24 protein-coding genes are annotated in these 18,957 nt (G+C 69.1%); 10 read left to right on the top strand and 14 right to left on the bottom strand.

Going from position 1 to position 18,957, the window contains the following annotated elements; translation table 11 throughout:
- Nucleotides 1-260: 260 nt before the first annotated feature.
- From ACFWN3_RS14680 to ACFWN3_RS14665, 4 genes are all read right to left on the bottom strand, one after another.
- Nucleotides 261-818 (bottom strand): AAA family ATPase, encoded by a 558-nt coding sequence (locus ACFWN3_RS14680; protein WP_377640785.1) that lies wholly within the window; start codon nucleotides 816-818, stop codon nucleotides 261-263.
- A gap of 164 nt (nucleotides 819-982) precedes the next feature.
- On the bottom strand, nucleotides 983-1,300 hold the full coding sequence (locus ACFWN3_RS14675; RefSeq protein WP_377640783.1) for an SDR family oxidoreductase: 318 nt from the start codon (nucleotides 1,298-1,300) through the stop codon (nucleotides 983-985).
- The gene (locus ACFWN3_RS14670; RefSeq protein WP_377640781.1) at nucleotides 1,297-1,584 is read right to left on the bottom strand and encodes an SDR family NAD(P)-dependent oxidoreductase; all 288 of its coding nucleotides are present in this window, start codon (nucleotides 1,582-1,584) and stop codon (nucleotides 1,297-1,299) included. Before ACFWN3_RS14670 ends, ACFWN3_RS14675 begins: the two co-directional genes overlap by 4 nt.
- 171 nt (nucleotides 1,585-1,755) lie before the next feature.
- Nucleotides 1,756-2,406 carry a potassium channel family protein gene (locus ACFWN3_RS14665; protein ID WP_377640779.1) on the bottom strand — a complete coding sequence of 217 codons (651 nt, stop codon included), beginning with the start codon at nucleotides 2,404-2,406 and terminating at the stop codon, nucleotides 1,756-1,758.
- Between the two features lie 300 nt (nucleotides 2,407-2,706).
- On the opposite strand from ACFWN3_RS14665, the gene ACFWN3_RS14660 reads away from it, so the two are divergent.
- Entirely contained in the window at nucleotides 2,707-3,084 is a 378-nt protein-coding gene (locus ACFWN3_RS14660) for a DUF3253 domain-containing protein (protein WP_377640778.1), read from the top strand.
- A 53-nt stretch (nucleotides 3,085-3,137) separates the two neighbouring features.
- Here the strand turns inward: ACFWN3_RS14660 and ACFWN3_RS14655 are convergent, their stop codons facing one another.
- Together ACFWN3_RS14655 and ACFWN3_RS14650 are read right to left on the bottom strand one after the other, a co-directional pair.
- Nucleotides 3,138-3,287: a hypothetical protein gene (locus tag ACFWN3_RS14655; protein ID WP_377640776.1), complete on the bottom strand. Its 150-nt coding sequence runs from the start codon at nucleotides 3,285-3,287 to the stop codon at nucleotides 3,138-3,140.
- Nucleotides 3,284-4,117, bottom strand: a complete 834-nt coding sequence (locus tag ACFWN3_RS14650) for an alpha/beta fold hydrolase (protein ID WP_377640774.1) — start codon at nucleotides 4,115-4,117, stop codon at nucleotides 3,284-3,286. The genes ACFWN3_RS14655 and ACFWN3_RS14650 overlap by 4 nt, the downstream gene beginning before the upstream one ends.
- A 36-nt stretch (nucleotides 4,118-4,153) precedes the next feature.
- On the opposite strand from ACFWN3_RS14650, the gene ACFWN3_RS14645 reads away from it, so the two are divergent.
- The 4 genes from ACFWN3_RS14645 to ACFWN3_RS14630 all read left to right on the top strand — a co-directional run bounded on the left by ACFWN3_RS14645 (nucleotide 4,154) and on the right by ACFWN3_RS14630 (nucleotide 6,640).
- Nucleotides 4,154-4,783: a TetR/AcrR family transcriptional regulator gene (locus tag ACFWN3_RS14645; RefSeq protein ID WP_377640773.1), complete on the top strand. Its 630-nt coding sequence runs from the start codon at nucleotides 4,154-4,156 to the stop codon at nucleotides 4,781-4,783.
- Between the two features lie 169 nt (nucleotides 4,784-4,952).
- Complete coding sequence (locus ACFWN3_RS14640; protein WP_377640771.1) at nucleotides 4,953-5,837, top strand: DUF3626 domain-containing protein; 885 nt, start codon at nucleotides 4,953-4,955, stop codon at nucleotides 5,835-5,837.
- A gap of 102 nt (nucleotides 5,838-5,939) precedes the next feature.
- Entirely contained in the window at nucleotides 5,940-6,254 is a 315-nt protein-coding gene (locus ACFWN3_RS14635; protein WP_377640769.1) for an ArsR/SmtB family transcription factor, read from the top strand.
- The gene (locus tag ACFWN3_RS14630; protein ID WP_377640767.1) at nucleotides 6,251-6,640 is read left to right on the top strand and encodes a VOC family protein; all 390 of its coding nucleotides are present in this window, start codon (nucleotides 6,251-6,253) and stop codon (nucleotides 6,638-6,640) included. Before ACFWN3_RS14635 ends, ACFWN3_RS14630 begins: the two co-directional genes overlap by 4 nt.
- A 113-nt stretch (nucleotides 6,641-6,753) precedes the next feature.
- Here ACFWN3_RS14630 and ACFWN3_RS14625 read toward each other — a convergent pair whose 3' ends face one another.
- From ACFWN3_RS14625 to ACFWN3_RS14605, 5 genes are all read right to left on the bottom strand, one after another.
- Complete coding sequence (locus ACFWN3_RS14625; protein WP_377640765.1) at nucleotides 6,754-7,158, bottom strand: MmcQ/YjbR family DNA-binding protein; 405 nt, start codon at nucleotides 7,156-7,158, stop codon at nucleotides 6,754-6,756.
- 131 nt (nucleotides 7,159-7,289) lie between these two features.
- Nucleotides 7,290-7,547, bottom strand: a complete 258-nt coding sequence (locus ACFWN3_RS14620; protein ID WP_377640763.1) for a hypothetical protein — start codon at nucleotides 7,545-7,547, stop codon at nucleotides 7,290-7,292.
- Between the two features lie 802 nt (nucleotides 7,548-8,349).
- The gene (locus ACFWN3_RS14615) at nucleotides 8,350-8,808 is read right to left on the bottom strand and encodes a hypothetical protein (RefSeq protein WP_377640761.1); all 459 of its coding nucleotides are present in this window, start codon (nucleotides 8,806-8,808) and stop codon (nucleotides 8,350-8,352) included.
- Nucleotides 8,799-9,383: a helix-turn-helix domain-containing protein gene (locus ACFWN3_RS14610; protein ID WP_377640759.1), complete on the bottom strand. Its 585-nt coding sequence runs from the start codon at nucleotides 9,381-9,383 to the stop codon at nucleotides 8,799-8,801. The genes ACFWN3_RS14615 and ACFWN3_RS14610 overlap by 10 nt, the downstream gene beginning before the upstream one ends.
- Nucleotides 9,384-9,430: 47 nt before the next feature.
- Nucleotides 9,431-9,763, bottom strand: coding sequence for a DUF3024 domain-containing protein (locus ACFWN3_RS14605; RefSeq protein ID WP_377640757.1), 333 nt, complete (start codon nucleotides 9,761-9,763; stop codon nucleotides 9,431-9,433).
- Nucleotides 9,764-10,127: 364 nt separating this feature from the next.
- Between ACFWN3_RS14605 and mobF the strand changes: the two genes are divergently transcribed.
- The 4 genes from mobF to ACFWN3_RS14585 all read left to right on the top strand — a co-directional run bounded on the left by mobF (nucleotide 10,128) and on the right by ACFWN3_RS14585 (nucleotide 15,600).
- Nucleotides 10,128-12,812: a MobF family relaxase gene (gene mobF / locus ACFWN3_RS14600; RefSeq protein ID WP_377640755.1), complete on the top strand. Its 2,685-nt coding sequence runs from the start codon at nucleotides 10,128-10,130 to the stop codon at nucleotides 12,810-12,812.
- A gap of 172 nt (nucleotides 12,813-12,984) precedes the next feature.
- Nucleotides 12,985-13,215 carry an AlpA family transcriptional regulator gene (locus ACFWN3_RS14595; protein ID WP_048702058.1) on the top strand — a complete coding sequence of 77 codons (231 nt, stop codon included), beginning with the start codon at nucleotides 12,985-12,987 and terminating at the stop codon, nucleotides 13,213-13,215.
- A 58-nt stretch (nucleotides 13,216-13,273) separates the two neighbouring features.
- The gene (locus ACFWN3_RS14590; protein WP_377640753.1) at nucleotides 13,274-14,371 is read left to right on the top strand and encodes a tyrosine-type recombinase/integrase; all 1,098 of its coding nucleotides are present in this window, start codon (nucleotides 13,274-13,276) and stop codon (nucleotides 14,369-14,371) included.
- A 449-nt stretch (nucleotides 14,372-14,820) separates the two neighbouring features.
- Nucleotides 14,821-15,600 carry a hypothetical protein gene (locus tag ACFWN3_RS14585; RefSeq protein ID WP_377640751.1) on the top strand — a complete coding sequence of 260 codons (780 nt, stop codon included), beginning with the start codon at nucleotides 14,821-14,823 and terminating at the stop codon, nucleotides 15,598-15,600.
- A 307-nt stretch (nucleotides 15,601-15,907) separates the two neighbouring features.
- Here the strand turns inward: ACFWN3_RS14585 and ACFWN3_RS14580 are convergent, their stop codons facing one another.
- Nucleotides 15,908-17,176: a MalY/PatB family protein gene (locus ACFWN3_RS14580; RefSeq protein ID WP_051750561.1), complete on the bottom strand. Its 1,269-nt coding sequence runs from the start codon at nucleotides 17,174-17,176 to the stop codon at nucleotides 15,908-15,910.
- Nucleotides 17,177-17,253: 77 nt separating this feature from the next.
- Between ACFWN3_RS14580 and ACFWN3_RS14575 the strand changes: the two genes are divergently transcribed.
- Complete coding sequence (locus ACFWN3_RS14575; RefSeq protein ID WP_342666165.1) at nucleotides 17,254-17,706, top strand: Lrp/AsnC family transcriptional regulator; 453 nt, start codon at nucleotides 17,254-17,256, stop codon at nucleotides 17,704-17,706.
- A 116-nt stretch (nucleotides 17,707-17,822) separates the two neighbouring features.
- On the opposite strand, the gene ACFWN3_RS14570 is transcribed toward ACFWN3_RS14575, so the two are convergent.
- Nucleotides 17,823-17,942 carry an SDR family oxidoreductase gene (locus ACFWN3_RS14570; protein ID WP_342666166.1) on the bottom strand — a complete coding sequence of 40 codons (120 nt, stop codon included), beginning with the start codon at nucleotides 17,940-17,942 and terminating at the stop codon, nucleotides 17,823-17,825.
- A complete protein-coding gene (locus ACFWN3_RS14565) occupies nucleotides 17,939-18,886 on the bottom strand; it encodes a DMT family transporter (protein ID WP_377640748.1) in 948 nt (315 codons plus the stop codon). Before ACFWN3_RS14565 ends, ACFWN3_RS14570 begins: the two co-directional genes overlap by 4 nt.
- Nucleotides 18,887-18,957 lie beyond the last annotated feature (71 nt).

Here is an 18,957-nt window from a genome sequence, read left to right as displayed (position 1 = left end):
GTCCAGGCCCCCACGATCATGACCACCACCGGTGGCGTCCACGGCAGCACTTCTTGCATCCCTGCTCGCTTCCATGGCGACATGAAGCGGCACCCTTTGCCCTCTGCCGGCCCAGGGTGCCGCGTTGCCTCGGGAGAGGCGCCCGGCTGGTTCCCGGACCGCTCCATCGTCGGGGGCGGTTCGGCCCCTCGACAATCGTCCGATCAGCCACGAAACCGGCCCGGCCCCTCATCACCGGAGTGGTCCGGACGGCAGAGCGATCAGGCGTGGACTCGGGACGTGATCACCGGAAGGGTCGGCCAGCGCGCGCTCGCCCACTGCGGCCAGGTGTCGTGACCCTTCGGAGGCGGAGGAACCGGTCCGTACTCCAGTTCGTCGTGGCCGGGGAGCTCGATGGACGCCAGGTAACGGTCATGGTCGGCGTCGGTCATCTCGAAGGTGGTCTCGGGTGCCTCCAGCCACCTCCGGCGCGCGCGGCGCCGGCGCTCCTCCTCGCTGGCGCGCACGTACTCGAGGGCGAAGTGCGAGCCGGTCATCTCGGTGATGACGCGAATGGCATGGCGCTCGTCGGCCGACCAGCAGCCGAAGTCCAGGATCACGCCCGATCCACTGAGGAGCACCTGATGCGCGACCCAGATCACCCGGCCCTCGAGGATGTCGCGCCGGCCGTCAGCATCGCTGTGACCGAACAGGGGCGCCATCCACTCGTCCGGTGTCAACCTCAGGACACGATGGGCCGACGCCAGTTGCTTGGCTCGCGTGGTCTTTCCGACACCTGGCAGACCCACGGTGAGGAACAGGGTCGGGGGTGAGCTCATGTCGACAACCATGCGGATGCGCACCGGGTGTCAGCAACGGGATTGCACCCACGGCTCACCGTCAGCGACCAGCACCACCCGGACGCGCCAGGCGCGAGGGCGAGGGCGCGCGCTCGCCCGGGCGCCCGGCGAACGCCGCCCTCGGCCGACGTCCCGTGCTCATGTCACCACTCCAGCGGCTCGCGGTCGCGGAAGAAGCCTCCGGTCGGTCCGTCGTCGGACAGGGTGGCCGCCCAGACGATGCCCTGTGCGCTGACCTCCACGGGTCGCGCCCCCATCGCCTCAGCCCCCGGGTACGTCGCGGTGAGTCCAGGGCACACGGCATTGACGAGCACCCCCGTCCCCCGCAGCTCCGCGGCGAGCGTGCTCGTCATCGCGTTCAACGCGGCCTTGCTGATGCCGTAGGACGCGGCAGCACCACCTCGCACGGTGAGCCCGAAGGACTGGTCGCCGTGGGATCCGGCGCCGCTGCTGACGTTCACCACCCGCGGCGCGTGGCTGCGGCGGCTGCGTTGTTCACGAGGATGTCCAGCCGCCCGGGACCGGCCTCCAGCTCGCGAACGGCCGCGGCGACACTCTCTGCGCTGCTCACGTCCAGGCCGACGCTCAGGGCGGTGGCGCCGATGTCGGCCGCCGCCACTGCTGCAGCCTCCGGTCGTCGAGCCGAGATGATCACGTGGATGCCGGCCGCGACGAGCTGGCGGCCGACCTCTCGTCCCAGCCCACCGGCGGACCCCGTCACGAGCGCAACCTTCTGCTCCGCCATCGCACGCCTCCTCAACCGGCAAGGTACTGCTCGCCCAGCTCTGACGGATGGGGTCGCCCCGAGGTTCGACAGCCTGAAGACGACGTGGACTCACCCCCGGGTGGAGCGCACGGTCGCCTCGTCCGCTGGCCCCCGGGCCGGTCTGCGCCATGAGCGCACGCGCCTGGCGCCTCACTCGGGAGAACGAGCGTCTTCGTCGTTCTCGCGCTGCACTTGACCAACCATCCACGTCGCGATCGACCCGGTCACCGCTCCGACCACTGCGATGCCGACGACCATCAGCGTGACTGCGATGAAACGCCCCTCCGTCGTCACCGGGAACCGGTCCCCGTAGCCCACTGTCGTGACCGTCGTCGACGCCCACCAGAGGGCGTCCCCGAACGAGGCGATGTTCGCCTCGGGAGAGTCCTGCTCCGCGTCGAGCACCGCGATCGCGCCGAGGACGACGGCCAGTACCGCCACGCCCGCCACGTACGTGGAGACCCGCCCCACCAGTGAGCTCGACGCCGAGCGGTTGAGGATGCGAGCGAATGCCAGCAGCCTCAGCAGTCGAAGCGGGCGGAGCATCGGCAACACGATCAGGGCGACGTCGTACCAGTGCCGGGCCGCGTACGCGACGCGACGCTCCGCCAGCCAGACGCGCGCCGCGAAGTCGACCGCGAACGCGCCCCACACCGTCCACGAGGCCACGGTCAGGAAGCTGCGCAGGTCTGAGTCCAGGCGGGGGTCGAGCACCGGCCACGCGTACGCGACGAGGAAGGCCACCGCGAGCAACAGGAGGGGCACCTCAGCGCGCCGCTCCCACCGTTCCACCCGAGTCACGTGGTCACGCTAGGCCGACGAGGGGTTCTCCAGGCACCGGACGGTCGAAGTCCCCGGCGTGCCGCCGGTGCTGATGTCCATCGGGACTTCGCGACGACCACTGGTACATCCCCCGGGATCCTGCAGGAGGTGTCGCCGGGCTGAGTCCGCGCTGGGACGCGTCAGGTGATGCGCGAGCGGATCGCGTCGTACACGGCCACTGGGAATGGAACTCTGCTGGGTCGCCCTGCCGGATGTTCTGCACCATCGCCTTGGGAGCCTCTGCCGCCTCGTTTGAGGTGCCCGGGGCAGACTTCGGGGATGGCGCGTCCAGTCCTCCCGTCCAAACCTTGTGCCCGATGCGGTCGAACCATCACCTGGCGGAAGGTCTGGGCTCGTGACTGGGACTCGGTGCGCTGGTGCTCGGACAACTGCCGCAAGCACGGCATCGGCGATGTCGACCGGCAGCTTGAGGCGTCCTTGGAGGCCTTGCTGGACGGGCGGTCTGCGCGTGCCTCGGTGTGTCCGTCAGAGGCGGCGCGTGCCGTCGGCTCGGACGACTGGCGCGAGCTGATGGAGCCGGCGCGGATGGCCGCTCGACGCCTGGTGTCCATGGGGCGCGCCGAGATCACCCAAGGCGGACAGGTCATCGATCCCAGCGTGTTCAAGGGACCGATCCGTGTGCGCAGACCACGGTGAGTGAGACCGACCTAGCCGAACCACCACGAACGGGTTGGGGCAAGACGTCCAGGTCACAGCCCGATCGCCAGGCCGGCGCGATGGTCAGCGATGAAGGCGACGATCTCGCCAAGCGGGCGGGCAGGCGACGGAGGCGCCCCCGCCATCACGCCCACCACGACACCGCTTTCCCTTGCGAGTGCCACGGTGCGTGTTCCGCTCACCGGCGACTCCTTGGCGACTTGGCGAGGGCCGACGCCCAGAAGTCAGTGATCAGCCCGACCACGGCGTCGGGCCGTTCGAGCGGCACCAGGTACGCGGCATCCGCGACGACGGCCGAGCGGGCGTCGGGCATCGACGTGACCGCGGCGGCACACTGGGCGGGGGTCCAGCCGCTGTGCTGGTCGCCGGTGATCATCAGGGTCGGGGCGGTGATGTCCGGCAGGAGCGCGGCGAGGTCTTCGCGATACAGCGAGACGGAGACCACCGCGTTGCGCAACCGACGCGGGTCCGCGTCGATGAAGGAGCTCCGGATGAGCGCAACGGCCTCCGGGTCGCTCGCTCGGGTCGGTGCGGACAGGAGCGTGTCGACCACCGCGTCCACGAGGCGGGTCGGGCCCAGCAGTCGGTGGGCGAGGAGCAGCACGCGAGTCCTTCGCTGCTCGGCCGTGGCGAGAGCCTGCACCGGGGCCCCGATGGCTACCAGTGACCTGACCCGCTCCGGGTAGGCCGTCACGAACCGGATGCCGACGTGCCCACCCCAGGCGTTGCCGACCCAGTCCACGGGCTCGGTGATCGCCAGCTCATCGAGCACCTCCTGGGCAGCCCGCGCGCACTGGAGGAGGTCGTAGCGGCGATGGGGATCCCCGCTCTCGCCGTGACCAGGGCCGGTGATGAGGACCAGTCGGCGGTACCGCGCCAGCTCTGTAGTCACGCGCTCCCAGCTCCGTTCGTCCGCGAACAGGCTGTGCCAGAGGACGGCCGGCGCACCGCTCCCGGTCGTCGTGACCTTCAGGGGGCCCACGACGGTCTCGATGACGTTCCGCTCAGCCATGCTCCCGTCTCCTTCGTTGACACTGTCAATGCACGTATGCTGACGCACATGGTTGACACTGTCAATGCCTCGGCGGAGATCCCTTCGGAGTCGCTGGGCATCCGCCTTGTCGAGGCGACGCTGCAGTTCCTGCGCGCCCAGCCGGTCGACCAGCTCAGCCTGCGCCGGGTCGCCGAGCAGGTCGGGGTCAGCCACCAGGCGCCGTACGTGCACTTCGGCTCCAAGCGACGGTTCCTCGCCGCGGTCGCCGGCGTCGGGCTCGACCGGGCAGCAGCAGCGGCCGAGGCACGAGTGGCAGCCGCCGGAGAGTCACCGATCGCACGGCTTCGGGCCCTGGCCCAGGCCTACACCGAATGGGTGGCCACGGAGCCGCACGTTCACGACCTCGACCTGGCGCTGCACATCGACAAGAGCGAGCACCCGTGGCTGCAGGCCGGCGCGATCCGGTACTGGAACCTGCTCCACGACACCGTCGAGGCGTGCCAGCCCCCTGGTGCCAGTGAGGCCGACGTGCTGCGCCGATGCACCATCGCCTGGGGAGTCGTCTATGGCATCTCCCGGCTCGCCGCACTCGACCAAGTCCCAGCCGCCGTCCCCGGTGACGCCGGCGAGCACATCAACCAGGCACTGGACGCCCTCCACGCAGGCTGGCACGCCTCGTTCTGACCCGGTACCGCCGTGCCGGCTCGCCCACCCAGCGCGCCCTGAATCTCTAGCCCCTGGGCCGCACCAGCCGACCGCGTCGAGTCGCCGAGCGAGCGCTGCAGGCACGCGTCTGTCTCCCAAAGTGCCTCTTGCCCACGGTGGCGATCGGCCGCGATGTCATCATCTGCGGGTGAGCGTCGCGACCCCGGGAGGAGGCTGGGCAGTCGCCGCGGCGGCGCACGTGCGCCAGCGGGCCAGCGGGGGTTCGCTGGACCCAACCCTTCGGGTGACGTTGAACTTCCATCCGGACCGACGAACGAACGGCCGATCGGTCGTGGAACACCTCGCCACGGACGGGCGCTACCGCAACCAGTTCGAGACCGGGACCAGCAGTGGTGGGCTCACCGCACACCCCGGCGGAAGCCGTTGGCTGTGGGAGCACCGCATCTTCGGAGGTGCGTACGACGACGCTCCGGCTCACGAAAGGCCCAAGTACGGGGCGCTCAACCATCGGCGGCGCTCGCTCGGTGGCGCACCCCGGTTCGGCTCAGCCCACCTACGCCTGGCGGGGCACCTCCTTGACAGGACGACCTTCTGCTTTCCTGACTCCGTTCTCGAGCCCAGCGACTTCGCCACTCACGATCGGTTCGCGCTCTTGCCGTTGACCGAGGCGTTCGACGCCCGCACGCCAACGGAAACAGAGGAACGCGAGCTGCTCGGACTGCTGGACGACTACATCGAGGCACACGTCCACGGCCCGGTCCTCATCCCGGACGATGTCGAGGCCCTGGTCCTGGATCCGAGCCACCGTGGCACTCCGATCGAGACCAGCGCCCAAGACCTCGGCGTGCCCGTCGAATGGCACGAAGGTCGCGTCCTGCACGTCGACGAGCTCGTCCGCCATCCGAACTACCGCGGGGCGCGACCCATCGAGGTCGGTCTGCGGGTCGCGGTCGGCGGCCTCCTGACCGCCGCGATCGTCGGCCGCGCCTCGAACGCCGAGAACGAGGATCCGCAAGACCTCAAGAAGGTCTGGCACCACGTCGCCCGGTTCGGCCAACCCTCAGGAACGTGACTGCGCGCGGCGTATGCGGACATCGCGGATCGCTCGGTTCCGCTCGATTGCCCGGGCTACAGATCCTCCCCACCACGTACTTGCATGTCAGCTGCCCTTGACATGCAAGTCGATGCTTGCCTATTGTCGCTCGCCGTGGCCGACATCTACAAGGCGCTGGCCGACGGGACCCGCCGGGCCCTGCTCGACGAGCTCCTCGAGCGCGACGAGCAGACCCTCTTCGAGCTGTGCTCGCGGCTGGCGGTCAAGCACGACCTCACCCCGACCCGCCAAGCCGTCTCGCAGCACCTCGACATCCTGGAGGCAGCCGGCCTGGTCCACGCAGAACGGCGAGGGCGCTACAAGTTCCACACCATCAACACCGGCCCGCTCGCACAGATCGCCGAGCGCTGGCCCACCCGGAAGGCAGACACGTGAAGCTCCAGACCGTCAGCATCTTCGTCGACGACCAGCAACAGGCCCTCGAGTTCTACACCGGGACGCTCGGCTTCGAGGTCACCGCGGATGTCCCCCTGGGGGAGCACCGTTGGCTCACGGTCAGGCTCGGCAGCAGCGCCGAGGCCACCGAGGTCTCGCTCGAGCCCAAGAGCCACCCCGCCGTCGCACCGTTCACCGATGCGCTCGCTGCAGACGGCATCCCCTACTGCGCGCTCAGCGTCGACGACGTCCGCGCCGAACACGAGCGCCTCACCGGACTCGGCGTCACCTTCACGCAGCCCCCGACGGACATGGGTCCGGTCATCGTCGCCGTCTTCGAGGACACCTGCGGAAACCTCCTCCAGCTCGCCCAGTTCACGGGCTGACCCATCGACGGTCCGCGCTCGGCGGCATGCGCGATGGAGCTCGCGACAGCCACCGTGTGTCAACAGTCGGCCAGAGGCCCCGGCGTCAGCCCACCCGTCCACGGGGGTCGGGTCTAGGTGGGGTCCGGGCAGTCGACGAGCGCGACCAGCTTCCTCGGGGCCAGGACGCAGTACGACTCGACGACGAGCTCGGCGACCTCGTCCCAGTCGGTGGCGTCGTCGAGCGTGAGACCCATCGCGTCGCGGCCCCAGCCGAGGACGTGGAAGGGCGGGCCCGCGTGCCGCAGTGCCTCGAGCTCCTCGCCCGCGGCCCGGAAGGTCATGACCACATGGGCGCCGTCGACGGGGTCGTCGACGCCGAGGACGTGCACGAAGGTCCGCGTGCGCACCCGCCACCGGGTGCCGACCCAGGCGTGCTCCTCGTAGGCGTCCGGCAGGGCGAGGCACAGTCGGCGCAGGCGCCGCTCGACGTCGGCGGGGACGTCGTCGGTGAGGCGGCGGACGGGAGCGGCGGCCATCGGCGCAGGCTACGCCGCCCCACCGACAGCCGGGTCGGACCTCAGAACGTCAACCGCCGCGCCATGCATTGCACACCGACTCGCGGCATTTGCGGATGAGCGATCCCGTGGCGCAGGGCCTGCGACAGCCGCTACTTGGAGTTTAATCCGACAACCTGCCAGGGCGTACCAGATGCGCACCGCTGCGCTTCGTACTTATCCAAGCTGATGAAGCCACCACCGAGCTCGACCTGTTCACCCGTCCGGATGCTGCGCTTGCCAGTCGGGTCGGTGATCACGACGTCCTGACCGGTCAACTTTGCGGTCCACCCTTCCGGCCACACCAGCGACTGCATCGGGCCGCCTTCCTCCTCCAGCCGTATGCAACCGGACTGATCCAGCGTGAGCACCCCCGGAATGGACCCGACCATCGCGCTCTGACCGGGCTGCCAGCTGGAGCGCGCCAAAGGTTCACGCGCTGTCGCCTCAGGGCGCCCCGGGAACCGGTCTGGAGGGTCAATCGGCGTCGCGCCTGAGGTACAGGCGCTGGGAAACAGCGTGAGAACGACCCCAGCCAGGAGGGCGCTACAGCTCGCGCGAGACACCCCCTTTGACATGCACCAACATTCCCACGGCGCCTACTGCAGTGTCACCACCAAACCACCAGCACGCGTACGAGCCGATTTGCACGGGTCAGCGACTACGGGCGGCCAGCGGCAGATCAGGAAGTACCGCGCCACCACGGTGATGACGCAGAAGTTCACGCAGGGCGCACGTATATCTGCGTCATCTCGGAGTTTCTGCGCCGTCGCGGTGATGGCGCGGAAGTTTGCGGCAACCAGCGACCATCGGCATGTCCGTGCGTTCATGAAACGTCGTGCAACCCACCTCACACCTCTGCGGCGGGTGCCGAAGGGATCGGATCGTGATGGGCCCCGACGTGGGGCGCCGCACACGTACGCCGGCCGACGCAGACCAGGGGCGGCCGTGCGCCGACCGCTGAGGGGTGGCAGGTGCTCGACCTGCACCCACGCCGTCGGGTCAGACGTTGAAGCGGAACGAAAACCGGTGTTCTCGACTCTCGTCGGTGGCCGTCGACAACCGCCGGAAGATGCGGTCTGACCTGCGGAAACGTGGTCACCGGGCCATTGGCCGTCGTCGGTGAGAATCGGTCTCCGCCGGACTTCTTGCGGACTGTTTGCGGACCGCAGGTCAGGTCGAGAGGCCTCTGGCGAGGGCAGAGTCGAACAGCGTCCGCGCGACCTGCTGGGCCTTCTGGGTCGCCGCTGCCCCCACCGGCCTCGCCTCGTAGCGGTCCTGGTTGCGGGCGCGTCGCAGGCGGTCGAACTCTCGAGCGGCTTTCTCTGCCGGAGGCTTGTCGAACACCGCGCGCAGGTAACGGCCGAGCGCCTCGTGCTGGCCCGGCCCGTTGGACGTGCGGAAGCCGTACGCCGCCAGCAGCGCCTCCCCGGTGTCGTGACACGCGTCGTAGGCGACGCCGTACGCGACGGTGACGCTCGTGAGCAGCGGCAGCTGGTCCAAGCGTTCTTGAGCCTGCCGCAGGAATGAGGTCGCCCGTGCGAGGTCTGCGGGCACGATATCGAGACGGTGCGCCTCCAGCAACGCAACGACGGTCGCGTGTTGGACGCGGGTGAGCGGGGTCAGTGCCACGGCAGCGCTCCGATGACGGCGACCGCCGAGCCGCTGCGCACGTTGTCCAGAAAGCCGGAGGACGCCGCGAACTCCTCCAGGGTGAGGATCGTCGGGTTCACGGGACGGCGCACGGCCGACTCGACTCGCGTGCACGCCTCGTAGACCGCGTCCACATCGGGCGCACCGAGCACCATGAGGTCGATGTCGTGCGGGGCCGGACCAGCATCACCGAGCAGCCGAGCGGCGAAGGAGCCGTAGAGGAACGCGGCCTCGATCCCATCGATGCGGGCAAGCTCCTCGGCCAGAATCACCACCGGGCCGGTCACGACCGTGAGGATCTCGCGCAAGGGCTCCACAAGCGGGCTCTCGCCATTGGCGCGGATCAGCCTTGTGCGCCCCACGTGTCGCTCGCTCAGGATGCCGGCATCAATCAGGCGAGCGACTTCACGATGCGCGGTCGGGTAAGCCAGGCCGGCCCGCTCGGCCAGGTCAGTGAGACTCAGCTCGTCACCGGTGAGCAACAAGGTGGACAGGAGACGTGCCTGACCGTCCGACCGGAAGATCGGAGCGAGGAGGGGCGCCTCCGTTCTCATATAACTGAGGTTATCCTCCATCATATCGATAGTCAACGAGCCGCTCACTAACCCCAGAAGATCGGGTCACCACTCGTCCCGATGTGGTCGAGGAGCGCCTGGACGTTCTTCGTCGGGCGCTTGCGCTTGTACTCGTGAAACTCGAGGTTGCGGTCGCGCCAGTAGATCGCCCACACGCCGGTCGCCTTGGTGTAGCGCAGTCGCGCGATCGGGAAGCGTGTGTGCTCACCGACGCCGTCCCACGGCGGCCGCACCTCGACGATGTCGACGTGTCGGTCGGAGACGTCGGCCTCGACCCTGACCTCGTCCCACAAGTGCTCGGGCACCCGCTCTCGCGCCCACAGGCGGATGCGGTGCAGGTCAGTCTCCGGAAGTGCCATCACACCAGTCCATAGCGCAGAACCCTACGAGGCGTCATGAACATCGGGGACGACGCCAACCGCCTGGCCGCGGAGGCGCGTGCCCGGGTGCTCATCGACCGCCAGCTCATCGGCGCCCCGTAGGTCGTCGCTTCCGCCCTCGAATCCTGTTCTGCCGACTCCTGATCTGCTCGCTCTTCGCGACCCCTGCCACCTTCGGCTCGTCTACAAGCGTTGGCTCTTCACGGTTCCCAGAAATCCCTCACCGGCATCCCTCACCTCCCCGCCTTACCACCTTCATTCACAGCGGCACGCATGCTACGAAGGACGTAGTTGGACCGCCCGTGAACGGGCGGTCCACGCGGCATTTCTAGGGGTCCGTTGGTTGTCGACGGACATCGTGGAGGCGGTGATCCGGGTGCACGGTGGGGTGAAGTTCTACCGCGGAGCACCGAGGGCTGCCCGGGCCTACGTCGAACAGGACCGGTCGCGGGCGGACGACTACTACCTCGCCGAGGGCAACGGCGTCGCGACGCGCTTGGTCGCCACCCCCGGCGGCGTGCGAAGCATGGGCTGTATGACCGGCGAGGTGTACGAGCAGTGGGTCGCCGGCTTCGACCTGGAGACGATGACGCCCAAGGGCCACATCCGAACCGACGACAACGCTTTGCGCTTCGTCGAGGTGGTCGTCAACGGTCCCAAGACCTGGTCGCTGGCGGCCGCTCTGCATCCTGAGGTCTCGGCCGCCCTGGACCGAGCCCAGGACAAGGCGGCCATCGAGATCGTCAGCTGGATCGCGGCGCACGCGACCACCCGCGTCGGCCCTCGCGGGCGCCAGGTCCAGGTTCCCGTCGAGTCCATCGAGGCCGCGGTCATCCGGCACTACACGTCTCGCGCGGGCGACCCGCACCGCCACCTCCACCTGCAGATCAACGCCCGCGTCTGGGCGGCCGGCGCCTGGCGGGGTATCCACTCCGTCGGCGTCCGGGACAGCATCGAGGCGATCAACGGCATCGGCCACGCCGCCGTCGCGACCGACCCGGAGTTCCGGGCGGTGCTGGCTGCGCACGGGCTGACCGTCGACCCCGAGACGAGCGAGATCCGCGAGCTCGCGCCGTACGTCGGCGCCTTCAGTGCCAGGGCCGCGCAGATCCGCCGCAACGTGGACCGGCTCGAGGCCGACTGGCGAGGCGCGCATCCCGACCAAGAACCGGGTCCTCGGATGCGTGAGGTGTGGGACCGGTGGGCGTGGGCACAGGCACGACCCGACAAGGTCGTGCCCACGGACGGTCGCGAGCTCGTCGACCGATGGAACGGCGAGCTCCGCGAGGTCGGCTACCGAGACCCGGCCCACGCCGTCCCCCTCCGGCGGACGCTGCCGGGGTGGATCGCCCGCGACGCTGCCGCTGACCTGGTCGTCTCGATGCTCGGCGCCAGGCGATCGGCCTGGAACACGGCTGACATTCGCGGGAAGACCGAGGTCCTACTCGCCCAGACGGCGCTCGTCGCGGACCCCGCCGCCCGGATCGAGCTGGCGGAGGACGTCACTGCCCGGGCCGTCGCGCGCTGCACCCCGCTGCTGGCCCGACGCGACGTCCCCGAACACGTCCGATCTCTCACCTCGCCTGGGGTCCTGGCCGTCGAGTGTGACCTCATCGCCCGGATCGCCCGACGCGCCGACCACTCCACCAATCTGCAACGTTCCGACAGCCTCGACCCGCATCAGGAAGAGCCCGTCCACGACCACGCGGTCGGCGCGCTGACGAGCACCGCGCCCCTCGTGGTCGTCGAGGGAGCTGCCGGAGCAGGCAAGACCACGGTTCTGCGATCGGTCCGACAGCAGCTGGCGTACCACGGTCGGCGACTGGTCTTGGTGACCCCGACCATGAAGGCCGCCGACGTCGCCGCGCGTGAGACCGGCGCCGAGGGACACTCCGCCGCGTGGCTGATCCACCAGCACGGCTGGCGCTGGGACGACGACGGGCACTGGTCCCGGCAGTCCGACCCCGGACCCTGCGAGTCGGCAGCCCTTCGACCCGGGGACCTGCTCGTGGTCGACGAGGCCGGGATGCTCGACCAGGACACCGCCCGGGCGCTCCTCACCCTCGCCGACGAGGCCGGCGCCCGGGTCGCGTTCATCGGGGACCGCCACCAGCTCCCGGCCGTCGGCCGGGGCGGCGTCCTCGACCACGCTGTCGCCTACGCGGACCCGGCGGCGGTCGTGACCCTCGAGACCGTGCGCCGATTCACCGACGAGGCCTACGCCATCCTGAGCCTCCGGATGCGCGAGGGCTACCGAAGCGACGAGGTGTTCGACGCACTTCTCGCTCGCGGTCAGATCGTCGTGCACCCCTCTGACGTCGAGCGCACAGCGGCGCTCGCGCGCCTCGGCGCGGCCGGCGACCTCGTCATGGCCGACACCCGCGAGCAGGTCGCCGACCTCAACGCGGCCATCCGCGTGCAGCGCACCGACGTCGATCCCCTCTCCGGAGGCCGCCCAACGGTGACCACCAGCCGCGGCGAGACACTCACGGTCGGCGACCGGGTCGCGACGCGCCGCAACGACCCCGCCCTCCGCGTCGCGAACCGACAGACCTGGACCGTGATCGGCGTCGGCGGCGACGGCTCGGTGACCCTCCACGATCGGGGACGAGACCAGATCGTCCCCGCCGAGTACGTGCGCGAGCACGTCGAGCTCGCCTACGCCACGACCGTCCACGCAGCCCAGGGCGAGACCGTCACCCGCGCCCACGTCGCCCTGACCGACTCCACCGGCGCCGCAGCGGCGTATGTCTCCATGACCCGCGGCCGAGCCGGCAACACGGCGCACCTGGTCGCCGAGACCCTCCAGGAAGCCAAGCAGCAGTGGATCGACGCGTTCGCGCGCAACCGGTCCGACCTCGGCCCCGCCCGCGCCCGCGACGCCGCCCTCGAGGACATCGAACGGTACGGACCCGCGCTGCGGCCTGACGCGCCGACACCGACCGGGGAACGACGGCACCGAGAGCGGGAACAACAGCACGGCGCGTCACGTCAGTCGGGGATGAAGGGCCTCTCGGTCGGGCGTTGACAGCTTTTCTGAACTTTCTTGGGGACGTGCCCTGACCTGCGGCGATGCCAACGTCCCTCCCTTTGTACCTCCCCCGCGAAGCCTCAGGCGGGTACGAAGGCGGGTACAACCCCCTCCCATGATGACCGGCGTGAGCCGACGCTCACTGCCACCGATCACGAGGAGCGCCACGATGACCGCACAACACCACCCCACTCTTCGCCCACAGAACGCCGGGGACGAGATGCTCACCCTCCAGGAGGCCTGCGCCTTCCTCCGGGTGCCTGAGGGCACCTTGCGCTACTGGCGCCACCTCGGGTCCGGGCCGCGCAGCTTCAAGCTCGGCCGCCACGTCCGCTATTGGCGCGCAGACCTCGTCCTCTGGCTCAGCGAGCAGACCAACCGTCCACAGAACCACCGCTGAGACTGCCCGCCGTCAGATCTCGGAGAGACGATGGAGCGATCTCGGAAGGAGCATCACCATGGCGGGAAACATCGCCAAGCGAGCCAACGGCAAGTGGCGGGCGCGGTATCGGGACGAGTCCGGGAAGGAGCACTCGCGACACTTCGACCGCAAGATCGACGCCCAGCAGTGGCTCGACGCGGTCACCTCGGCCGTCGTCACCGGAACCTACGCGGATCCACAGGCCGGCCGGATCACGTTCGCGGCGTTCTTCGGCGAGTGGTCGGCCCGCCAGGTCTGGGCACCCGGCACCGTGCTCGCGATGTCGCTGGCGGCCAGATCCGTGCCCTTCGCCGGGAAGCCGATGAAACAGGTCCGGCGCTCGGACGTCGAGACTTGGATCAAGCAGATGAACGCCGCCGGCCTCGCCCCCGGCACGATCAAGACCCGATACGTCAACGTCAGGTCGGTGTTCCGCGCCGCCGTCAAGGATCGGGTGATCGGAACCGACCCGACCGACGCAGTACGCCTCCCCCGCGGCCGTCGCCCCGACATCGCCATGTCGATCCCCACGCCCAAAGACGTGGGGCAGCTCATGGCCGTGGCCGACGAACGGTTCCAGCCATTCATCGCCCTCTGCGCGTTCGCCGGCCTTCGGCTGGGCGAGGCCGGCGGCGTCCAACTCGGCGACGTCGACTTCCTCCGCAAGTCACTCAAGGTCTCCCGCCAGGTGCAACGTGTCAACGGCGGGGCGATCGACGTGCGGGCGCCGAAGTACGGGTCAGAGCGCGTCGTCTACCTCGCCGACAGCCTCGTCACCGTCCTCGCCAAGCACGTCGCCGCCCACGGCACTACCGGTATTGATCGTTGGCTCTTCGCCGGGGACGGCGACGGCCCACCACACCAGAACACCGTCAGCTACTGGTGGCGCAAGACACTGCACGACGCCGAACTGTCCGGCATCAAGCTCCACGACCTGCGGCACTTCTACGCCTCCGGCCTCATTGCCGCCGGGTGCGACGTTGTGACCGTCCAGCGCTCGCTCGGTCACTCGAAGGCGACGACGACCCTCAACACGTACGCCCATCTCTGGCCAACCGCCGAGGACCGGACAAGGAAGGCTGCGGAGTCGATCATGTCCATATCGCTCGGGGAGCCGGCGACCCTGGCCAAGTAGGGGACGAGTCCGGCCGAGTGAGCGTTGCCTCGGACCGCAGACGTACCTTCCAGGACGTGAGCCGGTGGCGGGTCACAACACCCTCTGTGGGACGCCAGTCAGGGCGGCCATGGCGCCGTCCCCGGCTGACTTCCCTGTCTCGGCGGCGTCCGGATTGGTCGGCCGGGATTCACCGCCACCGGGGTCCCGCTCGACTCCTCGCGACTGCGCATTTGTGGACGGGCCGCGTGTACAAGCGATGGACAACTGGTCACGGCCGCGACATCAGGCAGGATCGGGGCACCACCAAGCATCGGGGGATCTCGTGAACCCAGAATCGCATCAACCAGCCGTGCCCTTCGCCGCCGACCCGCAACTGCAGCGGAAGGGTCGCCGTGCACCTTGACGATCTCTTCGCCGCTTCGGCACCGGGACCCGACCCCTGGTCGCCCGCGGTCGAAGAACCACGGATGGACGTCATCCAGAACCTGATCGCGGGCCCCCTGCCCGGTGATGACGACCTTGCGACGGCAGTCGCGCTTGCGAGCCTCGTGCACTCCGAACTGGAGGAATTCGGCACCGCCGCGCAGAACCAGCGGCTAAACGGCGACCAGATCGCGACAACGCAGCGTGCACTACGAGCGACCTTGGCTCGCCACGGAATCCACCTGAACCTTCCGTGGCGCGACTTCGGCGGCTTCAGGTCCTACTGGATCAACCGAGGTGCCGCGGGGAGCGGAGGCTGGCAGGCACGCCGCGACATCCTAGGGAAGTTCTTCGGGCCCGTCTTCGCCGAACTCGACCGTCTGGAGGACGCCGCCTTCGCGTCGGCCGTCGCCGAGGGCGTGTCCCCCGCAAGCGGCACAGGCTGGCCCGCCGTCGATGCCGCGCTCGATGACGTGAAGGTCCGTTTCCGCTCTGCTGTGACATCTGCCGACTACCAGGATGTCGGGCGGCGTTGCGTGGCCGTGATGGAGGCGCTGAGCGGCACCGTGTATGACCCGGCTAAGCACTTGCGCGATGGAGAGACAGAGCCGCCGGTCGCTAAAACGCATATGCGGATCACCCGCTACGTCGAGGACACCTTGGCGGGCGCCGGGAACGTCGAGGTGCGGGCACTCGTCCGCAAAGCGGCAGAACTGGCGGAGGCGGTGAAGCACCGGCCGGGTGGCACTCGCCGCGACGCTGGGATTGCCGCCGACTCGGTGACATTGCTCGCGAACATCCTCCGGCGAATCGCCACCGACTGAACTCGCAACGACGGCGCGGCGGATCCGTGCACGTGAGGGTCCCCGCACGGGCACGCTCCGGGTGGCGATCCCCAGCCGCAACGGCGACCAAGAAGTGCCCCACCGCCGCGAGCCGGCGCTTCCCGGATCGCGGCAAATGAGGAAGCTTTTCGCAACGGGGCCCGCGAATCACAGAATGGGAACTGCTGCGGATGCAATTCATTCGAGGCGCCCGCACCCAACGTCCACGGTAGGCCTCAACCAATGACTGACCGTCAAGATTCAATGCCTGAGTTCCCCCGGCGCGGTTCGCCGCATGACGGGACTTCTAAGGCGGCGTTTCAGGTGGTGGCCGGTCGGCTGGGCGCGTCATTGCCGTTGATCGGGTGCTCAGGGATTGACCGAGCCGAGTGATGGCTTGGGTCAGGATCTGCGGGTTGGTTGCGAAGTTCAGGCGGACATGGTCTTGCCCGCCCGTTCCGAAGACATGCCCTGAGCTCAGCGCGACTCGGGCGTGGTCGAGGAAGTAGCGGGCGGGACCGGATAGGTCGCTCACGATTGCCGGCCCGTGAGGCGCCGGCTCGGTGGTCAGGCGCAGCGGGCTGCAGTCGATCCAGGCCAGGTAGGTGCTCTCGGGTCGCAGGTGGTCAACGGTAGGGAGGTGCTCGTGGAGCAGTTTGGCGAGGAGGTCGCGGTTGGCGGTGAGGTCAACCAGGAGGTCGTCCAGCCACTCGCTCGCGTCACGGAAGGCGGCGGTGTGGGCGATGACACCCAGGTGGCTGGGTCCGTGGCTGATCTCCTCGGGCATCCGCGCCAGGTCGGTGGCCGCGGTGGGTCCGGCTACCACGACCGCGGCCTTGAGGCCGGCCAGGTTCCAGGCCTTGGTTGCGGAGAACAGCGCGAAGGCGTCGTCGGACCCGTCGACGCTGAGGTACGGGGTGAAGGTGGCGCCGTCCAGGACCAGCGGGGCGTGGATCTCGTCGGAGATGACTCGCACGCCGTGCAGCTGGGCCAGTGCGGCGACGCACTCCAGCTCGGTGCGAGTGTGCGCGACCCCGGTGGGGTTGTGCGGGTTGGACATGAGGAAGACGGGGTTCGAACACGCGACGCGCGCCCGCCGGAAGGCGACGTCGAGGTTGTCGATGTCCAGGCGCCCGTCGGGGGTCAGCGGCGCCTCGGCGATCCGTCGGTCGGCGTGGGTGACGAAGGCGAAGAACGGCGCGTAGACCGGCGGACACACCACGACGACGTCGCGCGGTTGAGTGATCAGGCGCAGGATCTCCACGACCCCCGCCATCACGTCGGGTACCACTGCGGTGTGCGCCACGTCCAGGCCGCGCCACGACCAGCGCCGTGCTGCGAAGTCGCTGACGGCCTCGGCGTACCGGGTGCCGGTCGCGTACCCGGTGTCGCCACGTCCGATGGCCTCCTCCAACGCCGTGGCGATTTGCGGCGCCAGTAGCACGTCCATCTCGGCCACCCACAGCGGCAGCACGTCCTCTGGATGAGTGCGCCATTTCATGCTGGTGCGCTGCCGCAGGTCGTCCAGGGACAGCTGGGTCAGGGGGCTTGCTGGGGCAGTGGTGGTCTCGCTCATGCTCAGCAACCGTACGCATATTCTCGGACCAAGTGTTTGCCTTCTTGGCGCGAACGGCTGGGTGTATAGATAGGTTCGTGACCATTGACGCCATTGACCGCAAGATTCTTGCTGTGCTGCAGTCGGATGGGCGGATCACGGTGACTGACCTCGCCCGGCAGGTGAACCTCAGCGTCTCGCGATGCCTGCGCCGGCTGCGCGAGCTGGAGTCTGCCGCCGTGATCCTCGGCTACCGCGCGGAGGTGGACGGCGATGCCCTCGACGTCGGGTTCGAGGCCCTGCTGTTCGTCACCCTGCAGGACGTCAGCCGCCTTGACGAGTTCGACGAGCAGCTCGCGGCCATCCCCAACGTCGTGGAAGCCCAACGTCTGTTCGGAGAACCCGACTGCCTGATCCGGGTGGTCACCAAGGACCTCGCCTCCTACCAGCAGCTCTACGAGCAGCGACTCAGCCGCCTGCCGGGTGTCCAGCGGATCAGTTCCACGATCATCATCAAGGACGTCGTCCCCCGTCGCCCCCTGCCAACCTGACCACTGTGGTGACGTCCTTATCCGGACACGGCCCACCCGGGGGCGAACCTGGCGCCTTTGGTTTGGGGAAGCCCTGACCGGCGAGTCCGCCGCCGCCGCGTGAGCGGGAGCGTGGGTCAGTAGACGGTGTAGCCGCCGTCGATGACCAGGACGCTCCCGGTGATGAAGCTGACGGCGTCCGAGGCGAGGAAGACCACCGATGGGCTCACCTCGTCGGGCGTGGCGGTCCAGTTCAAGCGGGCGCGGGATTCTCCTCGACGGGTCGAAGGGCCACTACGGCGGCCAGGATCAGCGCGCCACCCAGCAGCGCCGCTGGGGGCAGTCGCTCGTCGAGCAGCACCGCGGCGAGGAGCGCCGCCGACAAGGGCTCGACGAGCGTGGCCACTGTTGCGGCCGAGCCCGAGGTCGTTCGCAGCCCCGCGTACAACAGGCCGTAGGACACAGCCATCGTCGCCACTCCCAGGTACACCAGGAGCAGCAGGGAGGTTGGGTCCGCGCTGGCGACCGGCTGGTTGGTCACCACAGCGATGACCAGGAACGGGAGAAGTGCGACGGCACCGATCGTGGTGGCGCACGTGGTTAGGGCCACGGGGTCCACCCGCTGGGCCAAGGTATGCCCGAGAACGGTGGTCGCGGCGTAGGTCGCACCGGCCGCGACGGAAAGCACCAGTCCTAGCGTCGTCGTGTCGTTGCCCTCCCTGGCGGGTCCGTGCCCGGCGGTGAGACTGATCAAGACCAGTCCGACGAGCGCAGCCGCGAGCACGGCCACCTCTCGCCGGGACGGGGGGGACTTGGCGGCCAAGTGTTCCCACGTGGCAGCCAGGACTGGGGCAAGGCCCAGCGAGACCACGGTGGAGATGCTGACCCCGACGAGGAGCACCGACACGAAGTACAGACCCTGGTACATAGCCGTGCCGACCCCCACTGCAGTCGCTAGCCCCGGATGGGTGCGCATCGTCTGTAGGGCCACGCGCGATCGGCCCGTCAGCATCGCGAAGGCAATCAGGGCTGCTGCCCCTAGTGCCATTCGCCAGGCGCTGACCGTCATCGCCCCCAAGCGATCACGGTCGTGCAGGACGGTAACCACGAGACCACCGGTGCCCCACAGCACGCCGGCGGTACAGACCTGGAGCAGCCCCAAGCGTGCGCTCGGCCGGTCGACAACACGCGCTGCGCCCATTGGCACAACCTAGCGAGGGAGGCGCTGGGCGACCTCAGCCTGTCCGCTGCGGAGTAGCCCGCGGCACAGGG

Origin of the sequence: Oryzobacter terrae, assembly GCF_042756445.1 — a bacterium.
GTDB lineage: Bacteria > Actinomycetota > Actinomycetes > Actinomycetales > Dermatophilaceae > Oryzobacter > Oryzobacter terrae.
This window is presented reverse-complemented; position numbering and strand designations above follow the sequence as displayed.

Bases quoted from the DNA above. Each gene is read 5' to 3' on its own strand.
- ACFWN3_RS14680 (WP_377640785.1), bottom strand. From the start codon at position 818: ATGAGCTCACCCCCGACCCTGTTCCTCACCGTGGGTCTGCCAGGTGTC.
- ACFWN3_RS14670 (WP_377640781.1), bottom strand. From the start codon at position 1,584: ATGGCGGAGCAGAAGGTTGCGCTCGTGACGGGGTCCGCCGGTGGGCTG.
- ACFWN3_RS14660 (WP_377640778.1), top strand. From the start codon at position 2,707: ATGGCGCGTCCAGTCCTCCCGTCCAAACCTTGTGCCCGATGCGGTCGA.
- ACFWN3_RS14650 (WP_377640774.1), bottom strand. From the start codon at position 4,117: ATGGCTGAGCGGAACGTCATCGAGACCGTCGTGGGCCCCCTGAAGGTC.
- ACFWN3_RS14645 (WP_377640773.1), top strand. From the start codon at position 4,154: ATGCTGACGCACATGGTTGACACTGTCAATGCCTCGGCGGAGATCCCT.
- ACFWN3_RS14635 (WP_377640769.1), top strand. From the start codon at position 5,940: ATGCAAGTCGATGCTTGCCTATTGTCGCTCGCCGTGGCCGACATCTAC.
- ACFWN3_RS14625 (WP_377640765.1), bottom strand. From the start codon at position 7,158: ATGGCCGCCGCTCCCGTCCGCCGCCTCACCGACGACGTCCCCGCCGAC.
- ACFWN3_RS14610 (WP_377640759.1), bottom strand. From the start codon at position 9,383: ATGAGAACGGAGGCGCCCCTCCTCGCTCCGATCTTCCGGTCGGACGGT.
- ACFWN3_RS14605 (WP_377640757.1), bottom strand. From the start codon at position 9,763: ATGGCACTTCCGGAGACTGACCTGCACCGCATCCGCCTGTGGGCGCGA.
- ACFWN3_RS14595 (WP_048702058.1), top strand. From the start codon at position 12,985: ATGACCGCACAACACCACCCCACTCTTCGCCCACAGAACGCCGGGGAC.
- ACFWN3_RS14590 (WP_377640753.1), top strand. From the start codon at position 13,274: ATGGCGGGAAACATCGCCAAGCGAGCCAACGGCAAGTGGCGGGCGCGG.
- ACFWN3_RS14585 (WP_377640751.1), top strand. From the start codon at position 14,821: ATGGACGTCATCCAGAACCTGATCGCGGGCCCCCTGCCCGGTGATGAC.
- ACFWN3_RS14580 (WP_051750561.1), bottom strand. From the start codon at position 17,176: ATGAGCGAGACCACCACTGCCCCAGCAAGCCCCCTGACCCAGCTGTCC.
- ACFWN3_RS14565 (WP_377640748.1), bottom strand. From the start codon at position 18,886: ATGGGCGCAGCGCGTGTTGTCGACCGGCCGAGCGCACGCTTGGGGCTG.